Below are 23,321 nucleotides of genomic sequence, written 5' to 3'. Positions count from 1 at the left end.
CCCCACCAGATCAGGTGATCACTCGCCGTCGATCTGGATAAGACGGTTGATGATGTTGGTGAGCTTCTCATCCTGCTCGCCGTAGGTGGCCCAGTCGCCCTTCTGCATGGCGGCGTCGCGAGCCATCATGACCTGTCGAGCCTCCGTGAGCAGTCGCGCGGTCTCGTCGCCGGTCCCGGTGGTGGGTGGCTCAGTCGAACCTCCACCCTCGGTCGGCGTGGGGCTCGGCGTCGGGGTCCCCGTGGCGCCGGGCGTCGGCGTCGGCGTCGTGCCTTCGTCGCCCGTCGTCGCACCGGAGTCGCCGCCGAACAACTCGTCGAGGGCTTCCTGGAGGGTGTCCTCGAACGCGACCTCATCGCCGAAGGCGACCAAGATCTTTCGGAGTGCCGGAAGCTGCGTACCGCTCGAGGCCTGCACGAAGATCGGCTGCACGTACAGAAGTCCACCACCGACCGGAAGCGTCAGCAGGTTGCCGTTGCGCACCTGGGACTGACCCTGACGCAGGAGGTTGACCTGCTGCGCGATCGCCGAGTTCGAGCTGAACGTGTTCTGCACCTGACCGGGGCCGGGAACCGAGACATCCGCGCTGATCTCCAGCATGCGGAGTTTGCCGTAGTCCGGATCCTTCTGGCCCTTCGTGGCGCCTGCGTTCGCGTCGACGGCCAGATACCCCATGAGCACGTTTCGCTCCTGGTCGCCCTCGGCTGCCGGGATGAAGGACGTGAACATCGAGTACGTCGGATCCGGCTGACCCGGCATCTTCATCGTGAGGTAGTACGGCGGCTGCAGGTTCTCCTGCGTCACCGGGTCCTGAGGCGTACGCCAGGCGTTGTCACGACGGATGAAGGACTCGGCGTCATCGACGTGATACGTGCCGAGCATCGCGCGCTGAACCTTGAACAGGTCGGTGGGATAACGCACGTGGCTCATGAGATCGGCCGACATGTCGCTGACGGGCTTGAGCGTGGAGGGGTAGATCTTCTGCCACGCCTGCAGCATCGGGTCCTTCTCATCCCAGGCGTAGAGCGTCACCGAACCGTCGTAGGCATCCACCGTCGCCTTCACGGAGTTGCGGATGTAGTTGACGTCGTCGAGCGCCACCCGCGGGGAGCGGTTCGTCGTGTCCGAGATGGCATCCGTCAGGCTCACGAGTGAGGAGTACGGGTAGTTGTTGCTCAGCGTGTAGCCGTCGAGGATCCAGACGACGCGACCGTCGACGACGCTCGGGTACGGGTCGCTGTCGAGCTCGAGGTACGGGGCGACTTTCTGCACGCGGTCCCGCGGGCTCCGGTCGTAGAGGATCTGCGACTTGTCGTTGATGCCGTCGGAGAACAGGATGTCCGTCGACTGGAACTTCAGTGCGTACAGCAAGCGGTTGAAGGCGTTGCCGACATCGGGTCCGCCGTTGCCGGTGAAGGTCGTGCGGGTCTGGCCCGCGCCGTCCTCGCCACGGGGGTAGTCGAGCTCGACGGGGTCGCTGTCGGCCGGAGCACCGACGATCGAATACGGCGGCGAAGACTCACCGAAGTAGATCCGCGGTTCGTACTTCGATCCGTCGGTCAGTGCTCCTGCCGTCGGGATCCCCCGCTCGAGGAAGACCGGGTCACCGTCCGCCGTGCGGTCGTTGCCCTTTGCCGCGACCACGCCGTAGCCGTGCGTGTAGACGAGCGTGTTGTTGTACCAGGACTGCGCGCTCCCGAGCTGGCCCAGGTTCAGCTCGCGCACGGCGACCACGGCATCCTGCGTCTTGCCCTCGATCTGGTATCGGTCGACGTCGAGCGGGTTCTGGAACTGGTAGTAGGACCGGTACTGCTCGAGCTGGCGGACCGTGGGTCCGATGATGGCGGGGTCCATGATGCGCAACGACGCGGTGGTCTCCGCATCAGCGCGCAGCTGGCCCTTCTCCGCTGTCGTGACCGCTTCGTACTCGGTCTTCTCGAGCCCGTCGATGCCGTAGGCGAACTTGGTCGCCGCGAGGTTGCGCTCGACGTACTTTGCTTCGTAGGTCTCGAGGTTCGGCGCGACCTGGAACTGGCTGACGGCCCACGGGTAGGCGACGCCGACGACGAGCGACGACACGATGAGAAGAGCCGTGCCGATGAGGGGGAACCGCCAGCGGCCGATGATCGCCGTGACGACGAACAGCAAGGCGACGATCGCAGCCGCGATCGAGAGGATCGCGAGGCCCGGGATGACCGCGTTGACGTCGACGTAGCTGGCGCCGGTGAACCGGTCGCCCTGCGTCGTGAGGGTCTTGTAACGGTCGAACCAGAGGCTGACGGCCTGCACTGCGAGGTAGAGCGCGGCGACGATCGCCAGCTGGATGCGGGCCGCCTTCGAGATGCGAAGCTCCCGCTGCCCGACGCGCACCGATCCGTAGAGGTAGGCGACCACGACCGTAACGAGAAGGCAGATCAGAAGGACGGCGGAAACGAATCCGAGGACGACGCTGTAGAACGGCATCTGGAACAGGTAGAAGCCCGTGTCGAGACCGAACTGCGGGTCGTTCTGACCGGTCGTGACCCCGTTTGCCCAGAGCCAGGCGGTCTCCCACTGCGCCGAGGCGGCGAAGCCGGCGAAGAAGCCGAAGAAGACGGGGATGCCCCACATTGCGAGGCGGCGTAGGGGCTCGACAACTTCCTGGTAGTGGTCGAGCTGCGAGCTCAACCGCGCGTACACCGGCCGGAGCCGATAGGCGAGCTGAATCGCGGCGAAGACCGGAGCCGCCATCGCGACGAAGCCGATGATGAACATCACCACACGGGCCGTCCACTGCGTCACGAGGACGCCGTCGAACCCGAGTTGCCGGAACCACAACCAATCGGTGTAGAGGCTCGCGAACGCGAAGAACGCGATCACCAGCACAACCAGCACGCCGACCGTGATGGCGATCGCGCGGCGGACGGGATTCGGAGGGGTGGACGTGGCCGGTCCGGCAGGTGTCGAGGTCACCCCCTCATCCTAAGCGGGGGCCGTCGTCCGCCGGTCGCGGGGGTGATGCGCTCTGGGCGGAATCGCAGGGGCGGATGCCGCGGTCAGCCCGCCGCGCAGGCGGGGAGCTTGTCCACGCCCTTGCCGGAGCGGATCGCGGTGAGCGCCGTCAGGGAGTCGTCGAGGGTCGAGACGGGGATGACCCGGAGGTCCCCCGGAATGTGACCGACCACTTCGTCGCAGTTGTCCGTGGGCGCCAGGAAGTACTTGGCCCCGGCATCCCGTGCTCCGTAGAGCTTCTGACGGATGCCGCCGATCGGCCCGATCGCGCCGGCGGAGTCTATCGTGCCGGTACCGGCGATCTGCTTGCCACCGTTGAGCTCGCCGGGGGTGAGGGTGTCGATGATGCCGAGGGCGAACATCTGCCCGGCGCTCGGGCCGCCGATGCGGTCGAGCTGGATCTTCACGTCGATCGGGAAGTCGAAGTCGCGCTGAGTCGTGATCCCGATGATCCACACGGGCCCGTCGGTGGACTCGGTGCGCGTCGGCGTGATGCTCACGGTGCGCTCCGTCCCGTTCCGACGGACGACGAGCTCCACGGGCTGACCCTTGCGCTCGTTGATGAGGGAGCGCAGCTTCTCGGTGTCGGTGATCGGCGACCCGCTCGCGGAGACGATCTCGTCGCCGACGTCGAGGATGCCCTTGGCGGCGGAGTCCTCGCTGAGGGCTCCGACTCCGACGTGCGCCCGCACCTCGTAGCCGAGCTCGGTGAGTGCGGCGGCTGTGGCTTCCTTCTGCGAGTCGACCATGAGCGCGGCGTTCTCCTCGTTCCGCTGCTCGGTCGTCGTCCCCTGCGGGAAGACGTTGTCGATCGGCAGGACCGCTTCGGCCGGGTCGAACCACGCCTGGGCGAGCTCGAACCATGAGGGCGTGCGCTCGCGGTTGCCGACGACCTGCACGGTCGTGAGGTCGAGCGCGCCTGCGGTCGGGTACGTCTTCGCGCCGTTCACGGAGATGAGCGGGACGTCCTTGCCGTCCGCGTTCTCCGCCGAGCCGAGGGTGTTCACCACCGGGCCCTGCCGCTGGATCACGTATCCGGTCGGCAGGAAGCTGAGGACCAGGAGCGCCACAAGGGCGATCACGAGTGCCCACACGCCCGCGGAGAACCGTCGGGAGCGGGGTGTCGTGCGCGGGGCCGCCGGGGTGGAGGCATCGTCGAAGAGCGACACACGGGTCCTTCCTCCGGCGCTCGTTCGCGACCGGCGTACACGGGACGTCTCCCGCTCGGACCGGGCGGAGAAAACCTGCGACTAGCGTAGATCGAGACGTCTCCCCCCTGCTGAAAGGCGCCTGACATGACCGATCCCTCGGACCACGATCTGCCCGGCGACGACGACTTCGCCGAGATGCTCCGACGGATGCTCGGGGGTCAGGGCGGGATCGATCCCGAGCAGCTCCAGCAGCTGTCCGCGATGGGCATCGACCCCGCGATGATGCAGAACATCATGCGGCAGATGCAGGCCGCGATGGCGGGCGACGATGGCGATGAGAGCCTCGACTGGTCTGCCGCGAAGACGCAGGCGCTGCACATCGCCAACCGCGACGGTCTCGGGATCAGCGCGGGTGCACGGACGGAGTTCGACCAGGCGTTCGCTCTCGCATCGCTCTGGCTCAGCGAGGTCACCACGATCGCCGAGCTCGCTCAGACGCCCCAGCCGATCACGCGCGGCCAGTGGGTCGAGGCGACCTTGCCGGTGTGGCAGGAACTCGCCGAACCGGTCGCCACCTCGATCAGCGACGCACTTATGGCCGCGCTGGAGTCGCAGACCCCCGAGGAGATGCGCTCTGCGATCCAGGGGGCCGGCCGCCTCATGCGCCGTGTCGGCGGAGCCCTGTTCGCGGGTCAGTTGGGCGCGGTGATCGGACGACTGTCGCTCGAGGTCGTGAGTGGGGGCGATGTCGGCATCCCACTCATGCCGACGGGCGAAGCCGCGATCCTCCCGCAGAACTTCGCCGACTTCGGACGCGACCTCGAGATCGAGGAAGACCAGCTCGCCCTGGTCCTCGCGACCCGCGAGCTCGCTCACGCGCGGCTCTTCCGCCACGCGAAGTGGCTGCGCCTCCACGTCATCTCGCAGGTGACCGACTTCGCCCGCGGTGTGCACGTCGACACCGACGCGCTCGAAGAGCTCGCCTCGCGATTCGATCCGTCGGCTCCGGAAGAGCTGAAGGCCGCCATCGAGAGTGGCGCGCTCCTCCCGCAGCGATCCGAGGCGCAGGTCGCCGCGCTGACACGGTTGGAGAACCTCCTCGCCACGATCGAGGGGTGGGTCGACGTCGTCACGGCCGATGCGACGGCGCGCGTTCCCTCCGCCGATCGGATCGCCGAGGCCGTTCGTCGCCGTCGCGCAGTCGGCGGGCCCGGCGAGCAGGCCATGGCCTCGCTCGTGGGGCTGGAATTGCGCCCCCGGCGACTCCGTGAGGCCGCGGCGATGTGGCGCGCGGTGACGGATGCCGTCGGTCCGGCCGTCCGCGACCGGCTCTGGGACTATCCCGACCTCATCCCCACCGCCGAGGACATCGACGATCCGGCCGCTCTCGTGGCGCGCCTGCAGGCGAGCGAGCGAGGCGAGGAGCCGGAGCGCGACGCATTCGACGATGCCCTCGCGGCCCTGCTCGACGAGGAGGCCGCGGCGGACGAGCCGTCGGGCACCGAGCGCGACTCCTCGGCGGGCGACGGCGAAGACGGACCCGAGGATCCCCGCCCCGTCTGAGGCGGAGCCTCCTCCACAGGCGCCACCCACCGGTGCGCGGGGGCGCACCTGTGGAGAGGCGGTGAGGCGGCGCGGGATCGCGATGAGAATCGCGGCATGCTGCGACTCGCCCCGTCCCACCCGCCGCTGTGGCGGACCCCGACCAGCGTCCAGCTCGGAATCGACGACGAGCGTCCCCTCACCGGCGTGCAGCCCTGGCAGGAACACCTGCTGGATGCGCTGGTCAGCGGCATCCCGAACGCTCGGCTGGCCCCGCTCGCGCGCGAGCTCGGCGCGACGGATGAGGAGACGAACGGGTTCCTCCGCCGCATCGAGCGTGCCCTCGACACGGATGCCGCGCCTCCCCCGCCGGTGCGAGTCGAGCTCCCCTCGGATCTCAGCCACGACGACGAGCACACGCTGCTCGCCGGCATGCACGCCGCAGGGCTCGAGGTGGTCGAGGCGGCCCGCTGGGCGTTGCCGCCCACTCCCAGCCCGGTCGTCGTCGTGGCATCACGCCTGATCGACCCTCACCGCGCCGCGCGGCTCACCGCCGACGACGTCCCGCACCTGCCCCTCGAGCTCTCGGGTGATCGCGTCGTCGTGGGGCCCCTCGTCGTACCCGGAGAGACGGCGTGCATCGCCTGCGTCCACGCCGAACGACGCGACCGTGATCCCGGCTGGCCGCTGGTGGCGGCGCAGCTCCTGGCGCGACGGGCGGTGCCGACCGATCCGCTGCTGCTCGTGGAGGCGGCAGCCCTCGCCGCACGGATGCTGCGGACCAGCGACGTCGGGAGGTCGGTCGTCCTCAGCGCCGCGGAGGCGCACCGCGAGTACCGCGAGCACCGCCCTCACGCAGCGTGCCTCTGCCGATCTCCTGAAGGAATCTGGAGCGCTGACGCTCCCGATTCCCCGAGCGTTGCGCCCACGACAGCGACAGCGTTCGCGCGGCCCGCGTGACTCCCACGTATGCGAGTCGTCGTTCCTCGTCGACCTGCTCGAAGGTCGTGGCGTAGGAGATCGGGAGGAGCCCCTCGCTCAGACCCATCAGGTGCACGTGAGCCCACTCGAGGCCCTTGGCCGCGTGCAGGGTCGCCAGGGTGACCGTTCGCATCGCCGGCTCATGCTGTGCCTTCGCCCGGGCGGTCAACTCGTCGGTGAACCCGCGGAGCGTGGTGTCCTCAGGGGCCTCCTCAGCCAAACGGAGGACCGCGGCCCGCGCCTCCCACGCGTCGCGGAGCGCGCCGCCTGCGGGGGGCGCGTCGTCGGTGAGCCCCAGAGAACGCAGGATGTCGCGCACCGTGGCGATGAAGGAACCGGACAGCGGCGCGACCGAGGCTCCGCGAAGGGCCATGAGCGCTTGACGCACCTCCGGGAGGTCCCAGAAACGCTTTCCCCCCAGGACCGTCGCGGGGATGCCGCGGGCCGACAACGCCGCCAGAAGCGGCGCGGACTGCGCATTCAACCGGTACAGCACGGCGATGTCGTGTGGATCGGCGCCGTCCTTCAGCTGGGCGGCGATTCGGGCAGCGACGCCGTTCGCCTCCGCGCCCTCATCCTCGTAGGAGGTCACCTCAGGCGCAGGACCGGCGGGTTCCGGCGTGACGAGCTGCAGGGCGCCGGGACGCCCACGCATCAGCTCGTTCGCGACGGCGAGGACCGCGGCATCCGATCGGTAGTTTCGTTCCAGACGGACGACGGTCACGTCGTCGTCGCGCTCGGCGAACTCGAGCAGGTAGCGCGGGTCGGCGCCGGCGAACGAGTAGATGGTCTGACTCGCGTCACCGACGACGCACAGATCCCGGCGATCTCCGAGCCACAGTTCGAGCAGCCGGTGCTGAACCGGTGACACGTCCTGATATTCGTCGACGGTGAAGTGGCGGTACTGCTCGTGCACGGCCGTGGCGACGCGCGGCTCGGACTCGATCATTCCCGCGCAGGCGAGGAGCACGTCCTCGAAGTCGAGCTGCCGGCGCTCGTCCTTCAGCTTCTCGTACGCCCGCTGGAGCCCGACGAGCGGATCTATCGACAGACCGGGGAGACCGCCCGGACGCAGCTGTGCGTAGTCCTCGATCGAGCGCATCGTGACTTTCCGCCACTCGATCTGCGACGCGACGTCACGGAGCGTGGACGCGTCCAGCCTCAGACCGATCCCGTCGGCCGCGTGCGAGAGGAGGCGCACCTTGCTGTCGATGATCGCGGGCGCGGTGTCGCGGGCGACCTGCGGCCAGAAGAAGTTCAGCTGTGCAAGCGCCGCGGCATGGAATGTGCGGGCAGCAACGCCCTCGACGCCGAGGGCACGGAGCCGGCCGCGGAGCTCGCCGGCGGCTTTCGTCGTGAACGTGACCGCCATGACGCGCTGCGGCGAGTACGCACCGGTGTCGACACCGTGCGCGATGCGGTGCGTGATGACGCGGGTCTTGCCGGTGCCGGCACCGGCGAGGACGCACACGTGTCCGCGGAGCGTGCTCGCCGCCTCACGTTGACGGTCATCGAGATCGGCGAGCGGGTCCGCGCTCACTCCCCGACCCAACGAAGGATCAGGCTCCGTGCGATCGAGGCGGGGCCGGGCAGTCGGATGTCCCCGCCACCGGTCAATGCCTCGCGGATCTCTTCCCGCGTGAACCAGCGGACGTCGAGGATCTCCTCGCCGTCGGCGCGGGCCTCGTCGTCGGAGATCGCGTACGCCGTGAACCCCAGCATCAACGACCGCGGGTAGGGCCACGCCTGCGAACCGCGATAGACGATCCGATCGAGCCGCACGCCCGCCTCCTCCGCGACCTCGCGTTCCACGGTCGTCTCCAGGGACTCACCGGCCTCGACGAACCCGGCGAACGTCGAGTACGTCGGGATATCGCCCCACGCGGCGTTCCGCCCGAGCAGCAGACGTTCGCCGTCCGCGCTGGCCACCGCCACGATCACGGCGGGATCGGTCCGCGGGAAGTGCTGGCGGCCGCAGACGACGCATCGCCGAGACCATCCGGCCTGCCGGATCTCGGTCGCCCCACCGCACGCAGGGCAGAACGGCGCGTCGAGCAACCACCTGCCGAGACTGAGGCCCTGGACGAAGCGCCCCGCCTCATCGGGATCGAGGCCGCCGCCGATGACGCGGAGACTCCCCCACCCGTCGGCATCCACGGTCGGCTCGTCGACTTTCGCGGACAGCGCGGCGACGGCGACGGCACGACCCTCGGCGTCACGCCCGAGGAAGGCCCACACGGCCTCGTCGGGGACGGCATCGGGCGCAAGCCAGCGCACCGCCGACTGGTCGTCGAGCGGCGCACGGTCACCGTGCAGCAGCAAGACGTGCGTAGCGCGGTCCGCGCGGATGCGGGCGAGTAGACCTTCGTCGAGCCGCTCTTCTGCTGCGCGGTCGATGACCGCTCGAGCCAGTGGCGGCGGGACGTCCTTCGTTGTCATCGAGGACCTCTCTTGCGGGCGTGGCGTGGGGACGCGGGGCCGGGCCCCGCCTACCCTGGGGGGCATGGCACGCTCTCCTCTCACTCTAGCCGCGGCCGCCACGGCAGCTCTCTCGCAGGCGACGGGCGTGCACACGAGCATCACCGGCGCCGCACCCCTGAGCGAGGGCATCGGCGGCCGCTACGACAGCGCGCTGTTGTACCTCGACGACGACAGCCTCCTCATCGTCCGGGTTCCCGAAACCGACGAGGCCGAAGCGGATGCGGTCCGCGAGACCACGGCGTTGGCGGGCCTGACCGCCGGGGTCCGCGCGATGCTCCCCTTCCGCGCTCCCGAGACCCTCGGGCAGGCCCGGATCGGCGGCCGCACGGCACGCGTGCAGACCTACCTTCCCGGTTACCGCGTCGACGCCGCCCAGATTCCCCCCGGGCGCGGTGTGGCGACCGCCATCGCGACGGCCATCGCCGGCATCCACGACCTGCCGACCTCGATCGTCCAGAGCGCGGGACTGCCAGCGCGGACGGCGTCGCAGATGCGCGCCGACACGGAACGCCTCCTCGATCGCGCCGAGGCCACGGGACGCCTGCCCTTCGGCCTTCTCCGCAGGTGGAGTCGCGCAATCGCCCTGGACGGGCTCTGGAACGTCGAACCCACGGTCACCCTCGGTGGCGTCGACCCTGCGGCCTTCCTGCTCACGGACGTCGACAAGGTCCCGACTGTTACGGGCCTGCTCACGTGGGGCGGCCTGAGCGTCGGCGACCCGGCCGAAGACCTCCGCTGGACCGCCAGCGCACCCGATGCCGCCGCGGACGTCATCGTCGCTTACGCCGCCGCGACCGGTCGCGCCCCCGACTCCATGCTCGCCGAGCGCGCCCGCCTGCACGCGGAACTCGAGTTCGCGAAGTGGCTCGTGCACGGTCACGACTCCGGTTCCGAATCGGTGATGACGGATGCCGTCGCCCTCCTCGACTCGCTCGACGACAGTGTTCGCGATGAAGCTCCGCTCGGTTCCGGCACCGTGAGCCTCGACGACGCGATCGCCGCGCTCGGACGTGTACCCGCGGGCACGACCGATGCCGTCGACACGTCGATGCACACCGACGCCTACGACCCGGGGATGCTCGACGGGTACGACGACGAGGACACCCCCGCGGAACCGGCGACAGCATCCGTGACCGACCTCGAGACCGAGCCCATCGAATTCAGCGACTGGCCCGGCGCGGAGGACGCACCGGCAGCCGAGGAGAGCGACCCCGACGACGCCGCGAAGAACGCGCTGCGCCGTTGGACGGGAACCGCCTGACGCGATTCAGGCCCGGAGGACGAGACCGTCGGCGACGTAGAACAACACGACGTCGATCTGGTCCATCGGGATGCCGTGCTTCCTGTGGTAGGCGCGGCGGTACAGCTCGAGCTGCAGCATCCGCTCGGTCCGCTCCGCCGCCGTGCGCGGAGGGCGGCCGGTCTTCCAGTCGACGATCTCGATGCGATCGCCACGACGGTAGACGGCGTCGAGCTTGCAGATGACGATGTGCGGGCGCCCGTCGCCGAGGGCATCGGGGTCGACGAAGTCGATCTCCGTCTCGACCTCGATCGGCTGCAGCGGTGCCCACTCCGACGCCAGGAACGCCTCCCGCAACTCGTCGAGCGCGCCGGCATCGGCCGGGGACATGGCGACGGCCTCGTCATCGTCCCAGAGCACGTCATCAGCTGACCGGGCTCGCCCTACGAGTCCCGACCGCTGCTCCACCCACGCGTGGAAGAGAGTTCCCAGGCGGGTCTGGCGATAGGGACGCTCGGGCAGCGGCCGGGCGACCGCCGTCGCCGCCGCGTCGTAGTCGGCGACGAAGTCCTTGAAACGGGAGGCGGGGATACGCGTCGGCGCGACACGCTCTCGTCCCGCCGCCCGCGCCGCTCGTTCGGCGAGGAGGAGCTCAAGATCCCGCGTCGGAAGCGCGGGGGTCGCGGACATCGCCTCGCGCACCCGGGCCGCGGCATCCCGCACCCGTGGAGCGCGAGAGCCGAGCGCGTCGATGGGCCACTGGAGCGTGGCCCGGGCGCCCTCGTACGGGTTCTCGGTGGCATCGGTCTCGGGCAGCGGGAGTTCAAGGGTGTCGGCGATCTCCCGGACGAACCGGCTGACCTCGCGCGGCTTCTTCGTGCCCGCCCAAGGCGAGGCCGAGATCAGCAGATGCTCGCGTGCTCGCGTGACGGCGACGTAGGCGAGACGGCGCTCCTCAACGAGGTGACGCTCGCGGATGCCGTCCGTGAAGGACGCCAACGCGGTCTTCAGGTCCTGCTGGGTCGGCGCGTCGTGCGCCCGCCACCTCAACTCGGGAAGCCACTCCCGGTCGCCTCGGAACGAGTACGGCAGGACTCCGAATCCCAACCAGCCCTTCGAATCCTGGAGGCGCGCCGGCAGCTCCTCCTCCACGCCGCGGACGACCGCGACGGCATCCCACTCGAGTCCTTTCGACCCGTGGATCGTGAGTAACTGAACGACGTCGTCCTCCGGCGGCTCTGTGCGTGGCGCGAATTCGTCGATGCGCTCCGCTCGGTCGAGCCAGGCCAGCAGACTCGGAAGCGACCCGCGCTCGTCGGTCTGCAGGAAGCCGTGCAGCTCGTCGATGAAAGCGCGGAGCTGATCGGAGGCCGTGCGCGCCGGACCGCGCGATTCGTTCGCGGAGAGCTCGATGTCGAGGCGGAGCTCGTTCTCGATGAGGCGCACGAGTTCGGGAATCGGCAGACCGGCGGCGCGGCGGAGGCCCGCGAAGACGGCTCCCGCCTCCCGGAGGCGCTCGCGCGCTGCTGGGGTGAACCCGGCCAACCAGCCGTGGTCGGGTTTCTGCCGGGCCACGAAGTCGAGCGCAGCCACGAGGGATCCCCCCTCGTCCCCCGCCGAGGCGCGGATCGTCTCGGCCAGCTCGGGCGGCAGGGGCTGAAGGGCCGTGTCGTGGCGGACGAGTCGCGAGGCGACCTGCGCCAGTTCTCGCAGATCCGCGAGTCCGACAGACCACCGTGGCCCGGCGAGGAGGCGGATGAGCGCGGACCCCGCGCGCGGATCGCTGATGACCCGCAGGGCCGAGACGACGTCGACCACTTCGGGCGTCGAGAGGAGTCCGCCGAGACCGAGGATGCGATGAGGGATGCCGCGACGCCCCAGCGCGTCCGCGAATCGGAGCATGTGCTTCTTGCTGCGGACCAGCACGGCTGCCGTCGTCGATCGCCCGCTGCGGTGCCGTTCATCGCGGATGGTCCGGAACCACTCCGCGACCGCATCCGCCTCCGCGTCGACGTCCGACTCGACGACGATGTCGACGCGGCCCGCCGGCGCTCCCTCACGGGGTCGGAGAGTCCCGACCTCGACGGGAGCGTCGAGCGGCTCGAGGACGGCGCCCGCGGCCCGGAGCACGTCGACGCCGTTCCGCCAGCTGGTGAGAAGCGAGTAGGTGCGAGCACCGGCATCCGGATCGAACGAGCGCGCGAAGTCGCCGAGGTTGCCCGCACTCGCGCCACGCCAGCCGTAGATCGACTGGTGCGGATCGCCGACCGCCATGACGGCCGTGCCGCGGAAGAGCGCGGCGAGGAGATCCGTTTGCACGACGGAGGTGTCCTGGTACTCGTCGAGCAGGACGACGCGGTAGCGCTGACGCAGCTCGTCGGCGACGGCGGGGTGAGCGCGGACGACCTGGAGTGCGCCGGCGACCTGGTCGGAGAAGTCGATGAGGCCGCGCCGACGCTTCTCGGCCTCGTAGGTGCGAGCGAGCGCGGTGAGCACGGACAACCCCGACACCTTCTCGGCGGCGGTCCGGACGTCCGCGTACACGGTCGTCGCCGCGCGTTGGCTCGGGCGGTCGAGGACGTCCTGAAATCCGCTCGCGAAGGCGTCGAGGTCGTCGAGGGCGACGAGGTTGTCGACACTGTCGCGTGCGATCCGGAGGGCGGCATCGATGATCGTCGACGGACGCTCGGGCCGATCGGGAAGCCGAGCGTCGTCGGAGGAGAGCACCACCTGACGCATGAGGAGCCACGCCGCGGACTCGCTCATGACGACCGACTCGGCATCGCGCCCGATGCGGACGGCGTTCTCGCGCACGATGGCGTCGGCGAAGCTGTTGTAGGTGGACACCGCAGGCCGCTCGAGCAGCGCATCACCTGCGTCGGGCGCGGTGGGATCGGGGGCGAGTGCATCGAGTGCCGCGCGGCGGGATGACTCGGGCGCACCCGCCCGCTCGAGTTCGCCGAAGATGGCGAGCCGCCCTTCGCCGTGCAGCTGTTCGAGGCGCGGGAGGAGCCCACGCCGCTCGAACTCGGCGAGACGTCGCAGTCGCGAGCCGATCCGCTCGGCGAGCTCTCCCGCGGCCTTTCGGGTGAAGGTGAGGCCCAGGACCTCGTCCCGCCGGACCAGGCCGTTCGCGACGAGCCAGACGACGCGCCCGGCCATCGTCTCGGTCTTGCCGCTCCCGGCGCCCGCGACCACGAGCGCCGGCGACAGCGGCGCCGAGATCACGGCGGACTGTTCGGCCGTGGGCGGGAACTGCCCGAGCGCCGCCGCGACGGTCTCCGGGCTCATCAGGGACTCACTCACGCGGAACTCACCGGGCCGATCGTATGGATGCGGCAGAGGCCGTGCGTGTGGTCGTCACGGCAGTGCTCTTCGAACGGCGCGACGAAGGAGGTCCCCCGCATCACGCGGACGGCCTCATCGACCCGCGCGAGAAACGCCGCCCGGGTGTCCTCATCGAAGGGCTCCTGGCGGGGTTCTGCGTATGGGGCGTTCCGGGTGCCCTTCAGCACGAGGAGCTTCGCACCGCCGGGCTCCGCGCCCGCGACCTCGGTGATCGCGCCGCGCTCGAACGCGAGCTGGTACGCCGCGAGCTGCGGGTTGTCGACGGCCGCGCGGTCGCTCGTCCCCTCGCTCCGGCCCGTCTTGAGGTCGACGATGACGACGCGCCCGTCACGGGTGCGTTCGACGCGGTCGATGTACCCCGAGAGGATCGCGGGGTGGGCGGCATCCGCCACCGGGAGGGGCACCTCGAAGTGCGGCTCCGCGCTCACGAGAGTCGTCCCGTCACGCTCTGCGTCGCGGAGGTAGGCGGCGAGTCGTGTCACGAGGTCGCGGGCCCGCCGGCGCTCGGCTTCGTCGATCCAGGCGGCCTCGAATTCGAGCTGCGACCACCCGTCCTCCACGAAGGCCCAGAGTGTGTCGGCGTCCCCTGCCTCCGCGTGCTCGAGCGCGGCGTGCAGAAGTGTGCCGAGACCTGCTACGGCTGTTCCCGGATCACCGCCGAGATCGCCGATCACCCAGTCGAGCTGGCACTGCTCGAGGGCATGGATGCGTGAGGGCGAGATGCGCAGCGGCGCTGCGTCGAGGTCGCGGATCGGCGCCGCCGAGGTCGGCTCCCCCAGCCCGTACCAGTGAGCCGGGTCGGCGCCGGGAACCCCCGCCGCCGCCAGCAGGGCGAGCTGGCCCGCCGCATCGGCGCGTTCGGGTTCCGGGGTCCGGGGGTCCGTGAGGCGGCGCCGGTGGCCCGCGACGAGTCCGCGGAGCGTCAGCGGATGTTCCGCGGAGCGAGGCGCCGGTGAGGCCGGCGGCAGAAGTTCGAAAAGGACGCTGGGCCCGGTGTCGTCGTCGTCGACCGCCGTCACGACGAGGCGTGATCGCGCCCGCGACACGGCTCGAGCGAACAGGCGCAGCTCGTCGTGCAGGACGGCGCGCCGTCGGTCGGCGGTGTCGATGTCGGTGTCCTCCTCGGCCAGCCGCGAGGTCTCGAGAAGACTGCCGCGCAGGCGCAGATTCGGCCACACTCCGTCCTGCACCCCGGCGACGACGACGGTGTCGAACTCGAGACCGAGTGCGGCGGCCGGTGTCGAGATCTGCACTCCACTGGTGATCGTCCCGGTGCGCAGGCGATCCTCGGCGACCTCGGAGTGCAGCAGCGCGCGCAGGTAGTCGATCGGGGCCGTGCCGTCCTCGCGCTCCCCATGACGTTTCGCCACTTCGAAGAGCGTCACCACGGCGTCGAGATCGCGTCGCGCCTGGTCGGCGAGCGGTCCCTGTCCGTCGGCGAGGGTCCGCAACTGGCGTTCGAGCCCCCGCTGCTCCCAGACGGTCCAGAGGAGTTCGTGGGCTGTCGCTCCGGTCTGCACCTGCTCCCCCACCTCGGCGAGGGTGCGCGCGAGGCGGGCTGCGCGACGTGCCTCCGGTGTGTCGATGATGTCGAACTCGACGGGATGCCGCACCCCCGACGCCAGCAGCTCCCGGGCCGACCTCTCGCCACCCGCTCGGAGCTCCGTGTGCCGAAGCGCCGCGCGCAATCGACGGAGCTCCACCGGGTCGAGGCCGCCGCCGATGAGGACATCGAGCACGTCGTCATCGGTCCGCGCGTCAGCCGCGACCGCGGCGAGGTCGACGGCGCGCAGGAGCTCTCTGACGATGAGCGTCTCGGCGAGGGCGCGCGCGGGTCCGACGGCCGCGGTCGGGACGTCGCGCGCCGACAGCTCGGCCTCGAGCGCCGTCACCTGACGAGAGTCGTGGGCGATGACGGCGCACTGCTCCCACGGGACGCCGTCGTGCACGTGACGCTCGCGCAGGAGGCGCGCGATGAGGTCGAACTCCTCCGCACCCGAGCGGAGCGTGAAGGTCCGGACGCTCTCGTCCGGCTCAGCACCGATCGGGGGATGCCGGTGGGATACGAGTCCCGCCGCCCCGATGCGCGAGGTGACTTGAGCGGTGAGATCCCGGTGCGCTACCGTGCCGCGATGCACCCGATCGAGGACGTGCGTCGTCGTCGCCAGACGGGCGAAATTCTCCGGACGCGCTCCACGGAACGATCCCGACCCGACGTCCGGGTCGCCGAATGCGAGCACCGCCACCCCCCGTTTCCGGCAGGCCTCGAGCAACTCGACTCCCCCGAGGGTCACCTCCTGCGCATCGTCGACGAGGATCGCGCGGAGCCCCGCGACCGCGCCGAGTGCCGGCGAGCCGGCCGGGGCGTCGCGGAGAAGACCCACCGCTTCGCGCACGAGGCCGGCGGCATCGCGGTGCGCCCCCCGCATCCTCGCGCGGACAGATCGGTACTCGCGCGCGAACGACGCCAGCGACGCCCACACCGGCCGGTCCGTCGCCGCTGCGCGGGTGGCGAGCTGCTCCGGCTCGATACCGAGCGTCGTCATCTCCGCCAGGAAGGCACGGATCTCAGCGCGGAGCCCGGCGCTGGAACGGATGTCGGCGGGCAGCCAGTCCGGCCAGCGGGAGGGGCCGTCCTTCTCATCCTCTGCATCGCCAGCGAGCAGGTCGCCGATGATGCGGTCCTCGTCGGGTCCGGTCAGCAGCTGCGGGGGCTCCTCGCCTCGGTGGACAGCGTGCGAGCGCACCACCTGGTAGGCGAAGGCGGCCACCGATCGCGCGAGCGGGCCGCTCGTCGCGACACCCACTCCCACCGCGAGTCGGTCGCGAAGCGCCGTGGCTGCGGTCCGTGTCGGGGTCAGCACGAGGAGCTGCTCGGGCGGCATCCCGCCCTCGACGAGGGCGACCACACGGCGCACGAGCGTCTCCGTCTTCCCCGATCCCGGAGCTCCGATCACCACGCCCGAAGCCTCAGCGGGGAGAGCGGCGACCGCCTCCTGCGCCGGATCGAGACGGGAGGGCGCGGCGGGCATGCGCTCCACGCTAACCGGCACCGGCGACACCGGCTCTCGTTCCCTCCGCGCGTCGGCGGCGGCGACGTTCGCCCACAGCGAGCGGACCGCCGCGTCCCCTGCCGAACGGGTGTCGTAGGCTCGAGAAGCGCCCGGAGACCCGGGCCGGGAAAGGCAGGCATCACCGTGGAGATCCGCATCGGCATCGCGAACTCGCGCGAGCTCAGCTTCGACTCGAACGAGACGGCCGACGCCGTGAAGCAGACGATCGTCACCGCTCTCGACAACGGCGCGAATCACGTGACCCTCGCCGACGCGAAGGGCGCGACCTACCTCATCCCGACGGCCGGCATCACCTTCGTCGAGGTCGGGACCGACCAGTCCCGGCGCGTGGGCTTCGTCGCCTGACATGCTCGTCGTTCTGGCGCTGGTCTTCGGAGCGATCGTCGGAGCCGCGGCGCACTACGCGCTTCCGCTCCGCTCGCTTCGCGGTGCCGCCGTCGGGCCCCTTCTCGGAAGTGTGCTCGGCACGGCGACCTGGACGGCTCTCACGTGGGCCGGCGTGGGAACTGATCACGCCGCCCTCTGGGTCGCCAGCATCGCCGTCCCCGTGGTCGTGACCCCGCTCGTCCTGCTGGTTCTGTCGCGGCTCCGCCGGACACGCGACGCGCGGACGCGAGTGGAGCTCGGCATCGCCTGACGCTGCCAGGCGGTCAGTCCCGACGGCGAAGAGGCTGCGCTCAGGCGTCGAGGCCGATGCTCGTCATCCGTCGCGAGTGCGCGCCGAGCAGTTGGGTGAAGACCGGCTCGACCTGTTTCTCGTCGTCGCGGCCGAGCGCTCCCGGTCGTTCCGTCGCACTCGGACGAAGTGCCCCCCGCGCGACGAGCAGCGTGTCCCCCACGAGTCGGCGACCCCACAGGCTCAGGAGCGAGCGCATCTCGTCGTCTCCGGCGATGGCGTCGGTGATGATCGCGACCAGCGGCGACCGATCGGCATCCGCTCGGAGGATGCCGGCGGCGCGCCGTCCCGTCTCGCCGTAGCTGCCCGACAGCGAGAGGTAGAAGTCGTCGAGCAGCCCCGCGGTGACGTGGACGGTCAGCATCGTCTCGAGGGGACGGATGCCGTGGGTCGCCTGCCGGAAGGAGTCAAGCGGCTCGCGGAACGGCAGCATGAGCTCGAGCGGGTCCTGCCCGCGGTCACGGATGAGGGCGACGAGGGCCTGGTGCTTGAACAGCGCGGCACCGGCCGCACGCGAGAGGGACTCCTTGTGGGCGAGCTCCGGGCTCCGCTCGATGACGGAGCTCAGCGTCTCGGCGTATCCGAGCTGAAGGTAGGCCGCCTGCCCGAGATAGGTCGAGACATCGGGGGCGAGCTGCTGGAAGTCGACACGACGGACGTCGCTCGCCTCATCACGCGATCGCAACCGGAGGATGCGACCGGGGGGCCGCCGTCGTTGCCAGAACCACCTCACCACGGGCCCAGCCTACGGGTCTCGAAGCCCCCCTCCGGTAGGGTGGGTCCGTCCCGGCGTCGGATCGGGACCCCGCGCCTGTGGCTGAGTGAAGGGCGTGGACCCTCATCCCGGCGGCATCTCACCGCCAGACAGGCACGGAAAAACATGACCACGTTCGCAGACCTCGGCGTCGACCAGGACATCGTCGACACTCTCGCCGCCAAGGGCATCGTCGACACCTTCCCGATCCAGGAGCAGACGATCCCCCTCGGCCTTCCCGGCCAGGACATCATCGGCCAGGCGAAGACCGGTACCGGCAAGACCTTCGGCTTCGGGATCCCCGTCGTCCAGCGCCTCGGGCTGAACCCCGAGCCGGGCGTCAAGGCGCTCATCGTCGTTCCCACGCGCGAGCTCGCCGTGCAGGTCTACGAAGACATGGACATGCTGACCTCTGGCCGCGCCACGAGCGTCGTCGCCATCTACGGCGGCAAGGCCTACGAGGGACAGATCGATCAGCTGAAGGCCGGCGCGCAGATCGTCGTCGGCACCCCCGGCCGCCTCATCGACCTGAACAACCAGCGTCTGCTCGACCTGTCGCACGCGACGGAGGTCGTCCTCGACGAAGCCGACAAGATGCTCGACCTCGGCTTCCTCCCCGACATCGAGAAGATCTTCCAGAAGGTCGCTCCCGTCCGCCACACGATGCTCTACTCGGCGACGATGCCGGGACCGATCGTCGCCCTCGCGCGTCGGTTCATGTCGAACCCGATCCACATCCGCGCGAGCGACCCCGACGAGGGCCTCACGCAGGCCAACATCAAGCACCTCGTCTACCGCGCTCACTCGCTCGACAAGGACGAGGTCATCGCGCGCATCCTGCAGGCCGAGGGCCGCGGTAAGACCGTCATCTTCACGCGCACCAAGCGCGCCGCCCAGCGCCTCGTCGACGAGCTGAGCGACCGCGGGTTCAACACCGGCGCCGTGCACGGTGACATGAGCCAGGAAGCGCGCGAGCGCTCGATGGCAGCCTTCAAGGCGGGCAAGCGCGACGTGCTGATCGCGACCGACGTCGCCGCGCGCGGCATCGACGTCGACGACGTCACCCACGTCATCAACCACACGATCCCCGACGACGAGCAGACCTACCTGCACCGTGCCGGCCGTACCGGCCGCGCCGGCAAGACCGGTATCGCGGTGACGTTCGTCGACTGGGACGACCTGCACAAGTGGGCGCTCATCAACCGCGCCCTGGACTTCGGTCAGCCCGAGCCCCTCGAGACCTACTCGTCGAGCCCGCACCTCTTCGAACAGCTCGACATCCCCGCCGGGACCAAGGGACGGATCACGACGGCCCCCAAGGCTGCACCCGCCCGATCCTCGGCAGCCCCTGCGCGCGCGGCCGATGCCGCTGCGGAGCAGTCGACGGAGGAAGGCACCCGTCGCCGTCGCCGGCGCCGCACCGGTGCGGACGACGCCAAGGTCGGCTCGACCTTCGAGGGCGACGGAGCCGCGGCATCCGGGTCCACTGACGCGTCGGGCGAGACGTCTGACCGCTCCGTCGACGGTGCCGGCACCCATGACGGCGCAGGCAAAGAGCACCACGACGGCAAGCCCGCTCCGGCGCGTCGCCGCCGTCGCCGCCGCGGCGGATCGGGTGCGGGAGCACCTGTCGCCGGCGCCTGAACCAGCACGTCGCGCTACGGCGTGACGACCGAGCTCCCCGTCCCGAGGGCGACGATCCGTGCGATCGTCTCCTCGGGCGTGGTGTTCTCGCCGGGAATGTTGGGCTTACCGCGACCGTGGTAGTCGCTCGACCCGGTGGCGATCAGGTCGCGCTCCGCAACCAGACGGCGGAGCTCCCCCAGAGCCGGCTCGACGTTCTCTCGGTGGCCGAGTTCGAATCCGGCGAGGCCCGCGTCGAGCATGCCCCGGACGACGCGGCCGGGCAGGAGCCCCGCCCGTCCCGCCGGATGGGCGATGACGGGTACGCCACCCGCTCCCGCCACGGCGGCCACGGCCGTCACCGGATCTGGAGCGTACAGGGCGACGTAGTAGTCGCTGGCGGGCGACAGGATTCCGCCGAAAGCCTCCCCGCGATCGCGCGCGTGGCCGCGGGCGATGAGCGCGTCGGCGATGTGCGGACGACCGATCGTCGCGCCCTCCGCCGTCTGCTCCTCGATGTCCTCCCACGTGAGGTCGTAATCGCGGCCGATCCGCTCGGCCATCGTCCGCGCACGGGTCAGACGTGACTCGCGGATGCGGTCGGTGAGGCCACGCAGACCCGTGTCGTCCGGGTCGATGAGGTAGGCGAGTACGTGCACGCTCCGCCACTCGTGACGGGCCGAGAGTTCCATCCCCGGGAGGAAGGACATCCCGAGCGACACCGCTGCTTCCGCGGCCTCCGCCCATCCCGATGTCGTGTCGTGGTCGGTGAGGGCGGCCGTCCGGATGCCGTGACGATGCGCCGCGGCCATGACAGCGGCGGGCGGCTCGGTGCCGTCGGAATGATCCGAGTGCAGGTGCAGGTCGCCGGGCCCGAACGGGGCCGATGGAGCGGAGGACCCTGCGGACATGGTGACGAGCGTACCGCGCGCAGAAACTCCCCAGCCTCCCCGCCTAGGGTCGTGATGTGCTGCGACTGACGGGGATCCTGATCACGATCGCCGCCGCCATCGCCGCCGCGATCGTCACCTGGCCGCAGTTCTTCCGGCTGGAGCAGACCTTCCCGATCGCTCAGCTCGTCTCGTTGCGGCCCATCGTCGCCGTCGGCTTCGCTGTGATCGCGCTCGTCGGGCTGCTCCTCTGCCTCGGACGCCGCAGCCGCGGATTCGGCGCCGGTATCGCGATGATCGGCATCCTCGCGTGCGCGGCGAACGTCGGCATCCTCGTCTTCCGGGGTCTCGGTACGTCGGGGCTTCCCGAGCCGACCGCCGACAGCGTGCGCGTCATGACGTGGAACACGGCCGGTGAGGCCACCGACGTCGACGCGATCGTGACGACCGCCATTGCGATGGACGTCGACATCGTCGCCCTTCCCGAGACGACCGACGAAACGGGCAAGGCGATCGCCGTCGCGATGCGCGAGCGCGGTAATCCGATGTGGGTGCACGAAGAGAACTACCAGGGGTGGGATGCCACCTACACGACGCTTCTCATCTCGCCCAAGCTGGGCGACTACGCCGTCGTCGAGTCCGACTCCGCAGGCACGAAGAACACATCGGTCGTGCCGAGCGTCGTCGCGATGCCCGTGAACGGCGAGGGACCGACCGTCGTCGCCGTCCACGCCGTCGCACCGCGGCAGAACGACATGGACCATTGGCGGAGCGACCTCCGCTGGATCGCCGACCAGTGCGCGAGCGCGAACGTCATCATGGCCGGTGACTTCAACGCGACGATCGATCACATGAGCCGCCTGGGAGCGGACGGCGGAACCCTCGGCCGCTGCCACGATGCGGCATCCCTCACCGGCAACGGCGGGGTGGGCACGTGGGACACGGCGTGGCCGGCTCTGTTGGGCGCCCCCATCGACCACGTGATGACGACGGATGCCTGGCGTCCGACCGGCTCGGTCGTCGTGACGTCCCTCGACGGATCCGGCGGCGACCACCGCCCCGTCATCGTCCAGCTGGAGCCGGTGGGCTGACGTCTCGGACGGTGAGTGGGAGACTGGGACGATGACCACCGATGAGCGCGACACCCTCGCCCAGGAGACCACCGAGACCCCGGCCGCAGCGACCACGAATCGCAAGCAGCCCTTCCCCGCGGGCTTCCTCGAGTCGATCTCGACCGGATGGGCCGAGCGGCCCGAGTCCCTCCCGCCGCAGCGCGCGGAGGCCCCGTACGCGGCTGCTCGCCGCGCCACCGTCTCCGCGGCGTTCCCGGGCGCACGGCTGGTCATCCCTGCAGGATCGTTCAAGCAGCGCTCCAACGACACCGATTACCCGTTCCGCGCCCACTCCGCGTTCTCCCACCTGACCGGTTGGGGCGCCGATGCCGTCCCCGACTCCGTGCTCGTGTTCGAGCCGACCGACCGTGGACACGAGATCACCCTCCACCTGCGCGAGCGCGCCGACCGGACCACGACGGAGTTCTACGCCGACGCCACGATCGGTGAATTCTGGATCGGACCGCGACCCTCCCTCGACGGTGTCGCGGCGGATCTGGGTCTTCGCACCGCGCACATCGACGACTTCACGAGCACCGACCACGACCTCGTGGTCGACGACGACAACACCCTCACGCGGTTCGTGTCGGAACTGCGCCTCGTGAAGGACCCGTACGAGATCGCGCAGCTGCGCCTCGCGGTCGAGGCGACCGGTCGCGGTTTCGACGACATCGTCGCGGAGCTCCCGCGCATCATCGACACGCCCCGCGGTGAGCGTGCGATCGAGGGTGTGTTCCACCTGCGGGCCCGCACCGACGGGAACGGCGAAGGCTACGACACGATCGCCGCCTCCGGCCCGCACGCCTGTTACCTGCACTGGACGCGCAACGACGGCGCGGTCGTCCCGGGCGACCTCGTCCTGATCGACGCGGGTGTCGAGGTCGACAGCCTCTATACCGCGGACATCACCCGCACGCTGCCCGTTTCGGGGACCTTCTCCCCCGTCCAGCGACGGATCTACGAGACCGTACGCGAAGCTGCGGACGCGGCGTTCGCGGTCGCGCGGCCGGGCGTCAGGTTCCGTGCCGTGCACGAGGCCGCGATGGAGGTCATCGCCGCCCGGACTGCCGAGTGGGGCCTCCTCCCCGTCACGGCAGAAGAAGCACTCGACGCCGACCGCGGTGGTCAACACCGCCGGTACATGGTCCACGGCACGAGCCATCACCTCGGCATCGACGTGCACGACTGCGCCCAGGCGCGGCGGGAGATGTATTACGACGGAGAGCTCGAACCCGGCATGGTGTTCACGATCGAGCCCGGCCTGTACTTCCAGATCGACGACCTCACCGTGCCCGAGGAGTATCGCGGCATCGGTGTGCGGATCGAGGACGACATCCTCATGACCGAGGACGGCCCCGTGAACCTGTCCGCCGACATCCCGCGGACCGCGGACGAGATCGAGGCCTGGATCGCCCGGGCGCGCTCCTGAGCCGTGTCGGCGTACACGCCCCCGCCCGC

General features: G+C 70.3%; 15 protein-coding genes and 1 pseudogene. 8 read left to right on the top strand and 8 right to left on the bottom strand.

Annotation, left to right across the window (positions count from 1 at the left end; genetic code table 11):
• Window positions 1–18: 18 nt before the first annotated feature.
• Entirely contained in the window at window positions 19–2,952 is a 2,934-nt protein-coding gene (locus MO1_RS10930) for a UPF0182 family membrane protein (protein WP_036312427.1), read from the bottom strand.
• An 83-nt stretch (window positions 2,953–3,035) separates the two neighbouring features.
• A complete protein-coding gene (locus MO1_RS10925; RefSeq protein WP_036312425.1) occupies window positions 3,036–4,160 on the bottom strand; it encodes a YlbL family protein in 1,125 nt (374 codons plus the stop codon).
• 126 nt (window positions 4,161–4,286) lie between these two features.
• On the opposite strand from MO1_RS10925, the gene MO1_RS10920 reads away from it, so the two are divergent.
• Both MO1_RS10920 and MO1_RS14965 read left to right on the top strand, forming a co-directional pair.
• Window positions 4,287–5,705, top strand: coding sequence for a zinc-dependent metalloprotease (locus tag MO1_RS10920; protein WP_036312423.1), 1,419 nt, complete (start codon window positions 4,287–4,289; stop codon window positions 5,703–5,705).
• Between the two features lie 96 nt (window positions 5,706–5,801).
• A pseudogene (locus MO1_RS14965) lies at window positions 5,802–6,455 on the top strand (hypothetical protein); the annotation flags it as partial.
• A 37-nt stretch (window positions 6,456–6,492) separates the two neighbouring features.
• On the opposite strand, the gene MO1_RS10910 reads toward MO1_RS14965, so the two are convergent.
• Both MO1_RS10910 and nudC read right to left on the bottom strand, forming a co-directional pair.
• Window positions 6,493–8,205, bottom strand: coding sequence for an ATP-dependent helicase (locus MO1_RS10910; protein WP_036312419.1), 1,713 nt, complete (start codon window positions 8,203–8,205; stop codon window positions 6,493–6,495).
• Window positions 8,202–9,104, bottom strand: a complete 903-nt coding sequence (nudC, locus tag MO1_RS10905) for an NAD(+) diphosphatase (protein WP_036312417.1) — start codon at window positions 9,102–9,104, stop codon at window positions 8,202–8,204. Before nudC ends, MO1_RS10910 begins: the two co-directional genes overlap by 4 nt.
• Window positions 9,105–9,231: 127 nt before the next feature.
• On the opposite strand from nudC, the gene MO1_RS10900 reads away from it, so the two are divergent.
• A complete protein-coding gene (locus MO1_RS10900; RefSeq protein WP_060916055.1) occupies window positions 9,232–10,407 on the top strand; it encodes a phosphotransferase in 1,176 nt (391 codons plus the stop codon).
• 6 nt (window positions 10,408–10,413) lie between these two features.
• On the opposite strand, the gene MO1_RS10895 is transcribed toward MO1_RS10900, so the two are convergent.
• Together MO1_RS10895 and MO1_RS10890 are read right to left on the bottom strand one after the other, a co-directional pair.
• A complete protein-coding gene (locus MO1_RS10895) occupies window positions 10,414–13,677 on the bottom strand; it encodes an ATP-dependent helicase (RefSeq protein ID WP_370670646.1) in 3,264 nt (1,087 codons plus the stop codon).
• Window positions 13,678–13,688: 11 nt separating this feature from the next.
• Window positions 13,689–16,766 carry an ATP-dependent helicase gene (locus MO1_RS10890; RefSeq protein ID WP_060916038.1) on the bottom strand — a complete coding sequence of 1,026 codons (3,078 nt, stop codon included), beginning with the start codon at window positions 16,764–16,766 and terminating at the stop codon, window positions 13,689–13,691.
• Between the two features lie 165 nt (window positions 16,767–16,931).
• Between MO1_RS10890 and MO1_RS10885 the strand changes: the two genes are divergently transcribed.
• Together MO1_RS10885 and MO1_RS10880 are read left to right on the top strand one after the other, a co-directional pair.
• Window positions 16,932–17,153, top strand: coding sequence for a DUF3107 domain-containing protein (locus MO1_RS10885; protein WP_036312411.1), 222 nt, complete (start codon window positions 16,932–16,934; stop codon window positions 17,151–17,153).
• A gap of 1 nt (window position 17,154) precedes the next feature.
• Window positions 17,155–17,445: a hypothetical protein gene (locus MO1_RS10880; protein WP_036312410.1), complete on the top strand. Its 291-nt coding sequence runs from the start codon at window positions 17,155–17,157 to the stop codon at window positions 17,443–17,445.
• 40 nt (window positions 17,446–17,485) lie between these two features.
• Here MO1_RS10880 and MO1_RS10875 read toward each other — a convergent pair whose 3' ends face one another.
• Complete coding sequence (locus MO1_RS10875; RefSeq protein ID WP_060916037.1) at window positions 17,486–18,220, bottom strand: ferritin-like fold-containing protein; 735 nt, start codon at window positions 18,218–18,220, stop codon at window positions 17,486–17,488.
• A 144-nt stretch (window positions 18,221–18,364) separates the two neighbouring features.
• Here MO1_RS10875 and MO1_RS10870 point away from each other — a divergent pair, with 144 nt between their 5' ends.
• Window positions 18,365–19,882 (top strand): DEAD/DEAH box helicase, encoded by a 1,518-nt coding sequence (locus MO1_RS10870; RefSeq protein WP_036312407.1) that lies wholly within the window; start codon window positions 18,365–18,367, stop codon window positions 19,880–19,882.
• Between the two features lie 14 nt (window positions 19,883–19,896).
• Here MO1_RS10870 and MO1_RS10865 read toward each other — a convergent pair whose 3' ends face one another.
• Window positions 19,897–20,772, bottom strand: coding sequence for a PHP domain-containing protein (locus MO1_RS10865; protein WP_060916036.1), 876 nt, complete (start codon window positions 20,770–20,772; stop codon window positions 19,897–19,899).
• 56 nt (window positions 20,773–20,828) lie between these two features.
• Here MO1_RS10865 and MO1_RS10860 point away from each other — a divergent pair, with 56 nt between their 5' ends.
• Window positions 20,829–21,842 carry an endonuclease/exonuclease/phosphatase family protein gene (locus tag MO1_RS10860; RefSeq protein WP_036312405.1) on the top strand — a complete coding sequence of 338 codons (1,014 nt, stop codon included), beginning with the start codon at window positions 20,829–20,831 and terminating at the stop codon, window positions 21,840–21,842.
• 31 nt (window positions 21,843–21,873) lie between these two features.
• Window positions 21,874–23,292, top strand: a complete 1,419-nt coding sequence (locus MO1_RS10855) for an aminopeptidase P family protein (protein WP_060916035.1) — start codon at window positions 21,874–21,876, stop codon at window positions 23,290–23,292.
• Window positions 23,293–23,321: the final 29 nt, after the last annotated feature.

The organism is Microbacterium oleivorans NBRC 103075, from assembly GCF_001552475.1.
In the GTDB taxonomy this organism is placed as follows: domain Bacteria; phylum Actinomycetota; class Actinomycetes; order Actinomycetales; family Microbacteriaceae; genus Microbacterium; species Microbacterium oleivorans.
The sequence above is the reverse complement of the archived record's forward strand: the minus strand, read 5'-3'. Positions and strand labels throughout refer to the sequence as shown.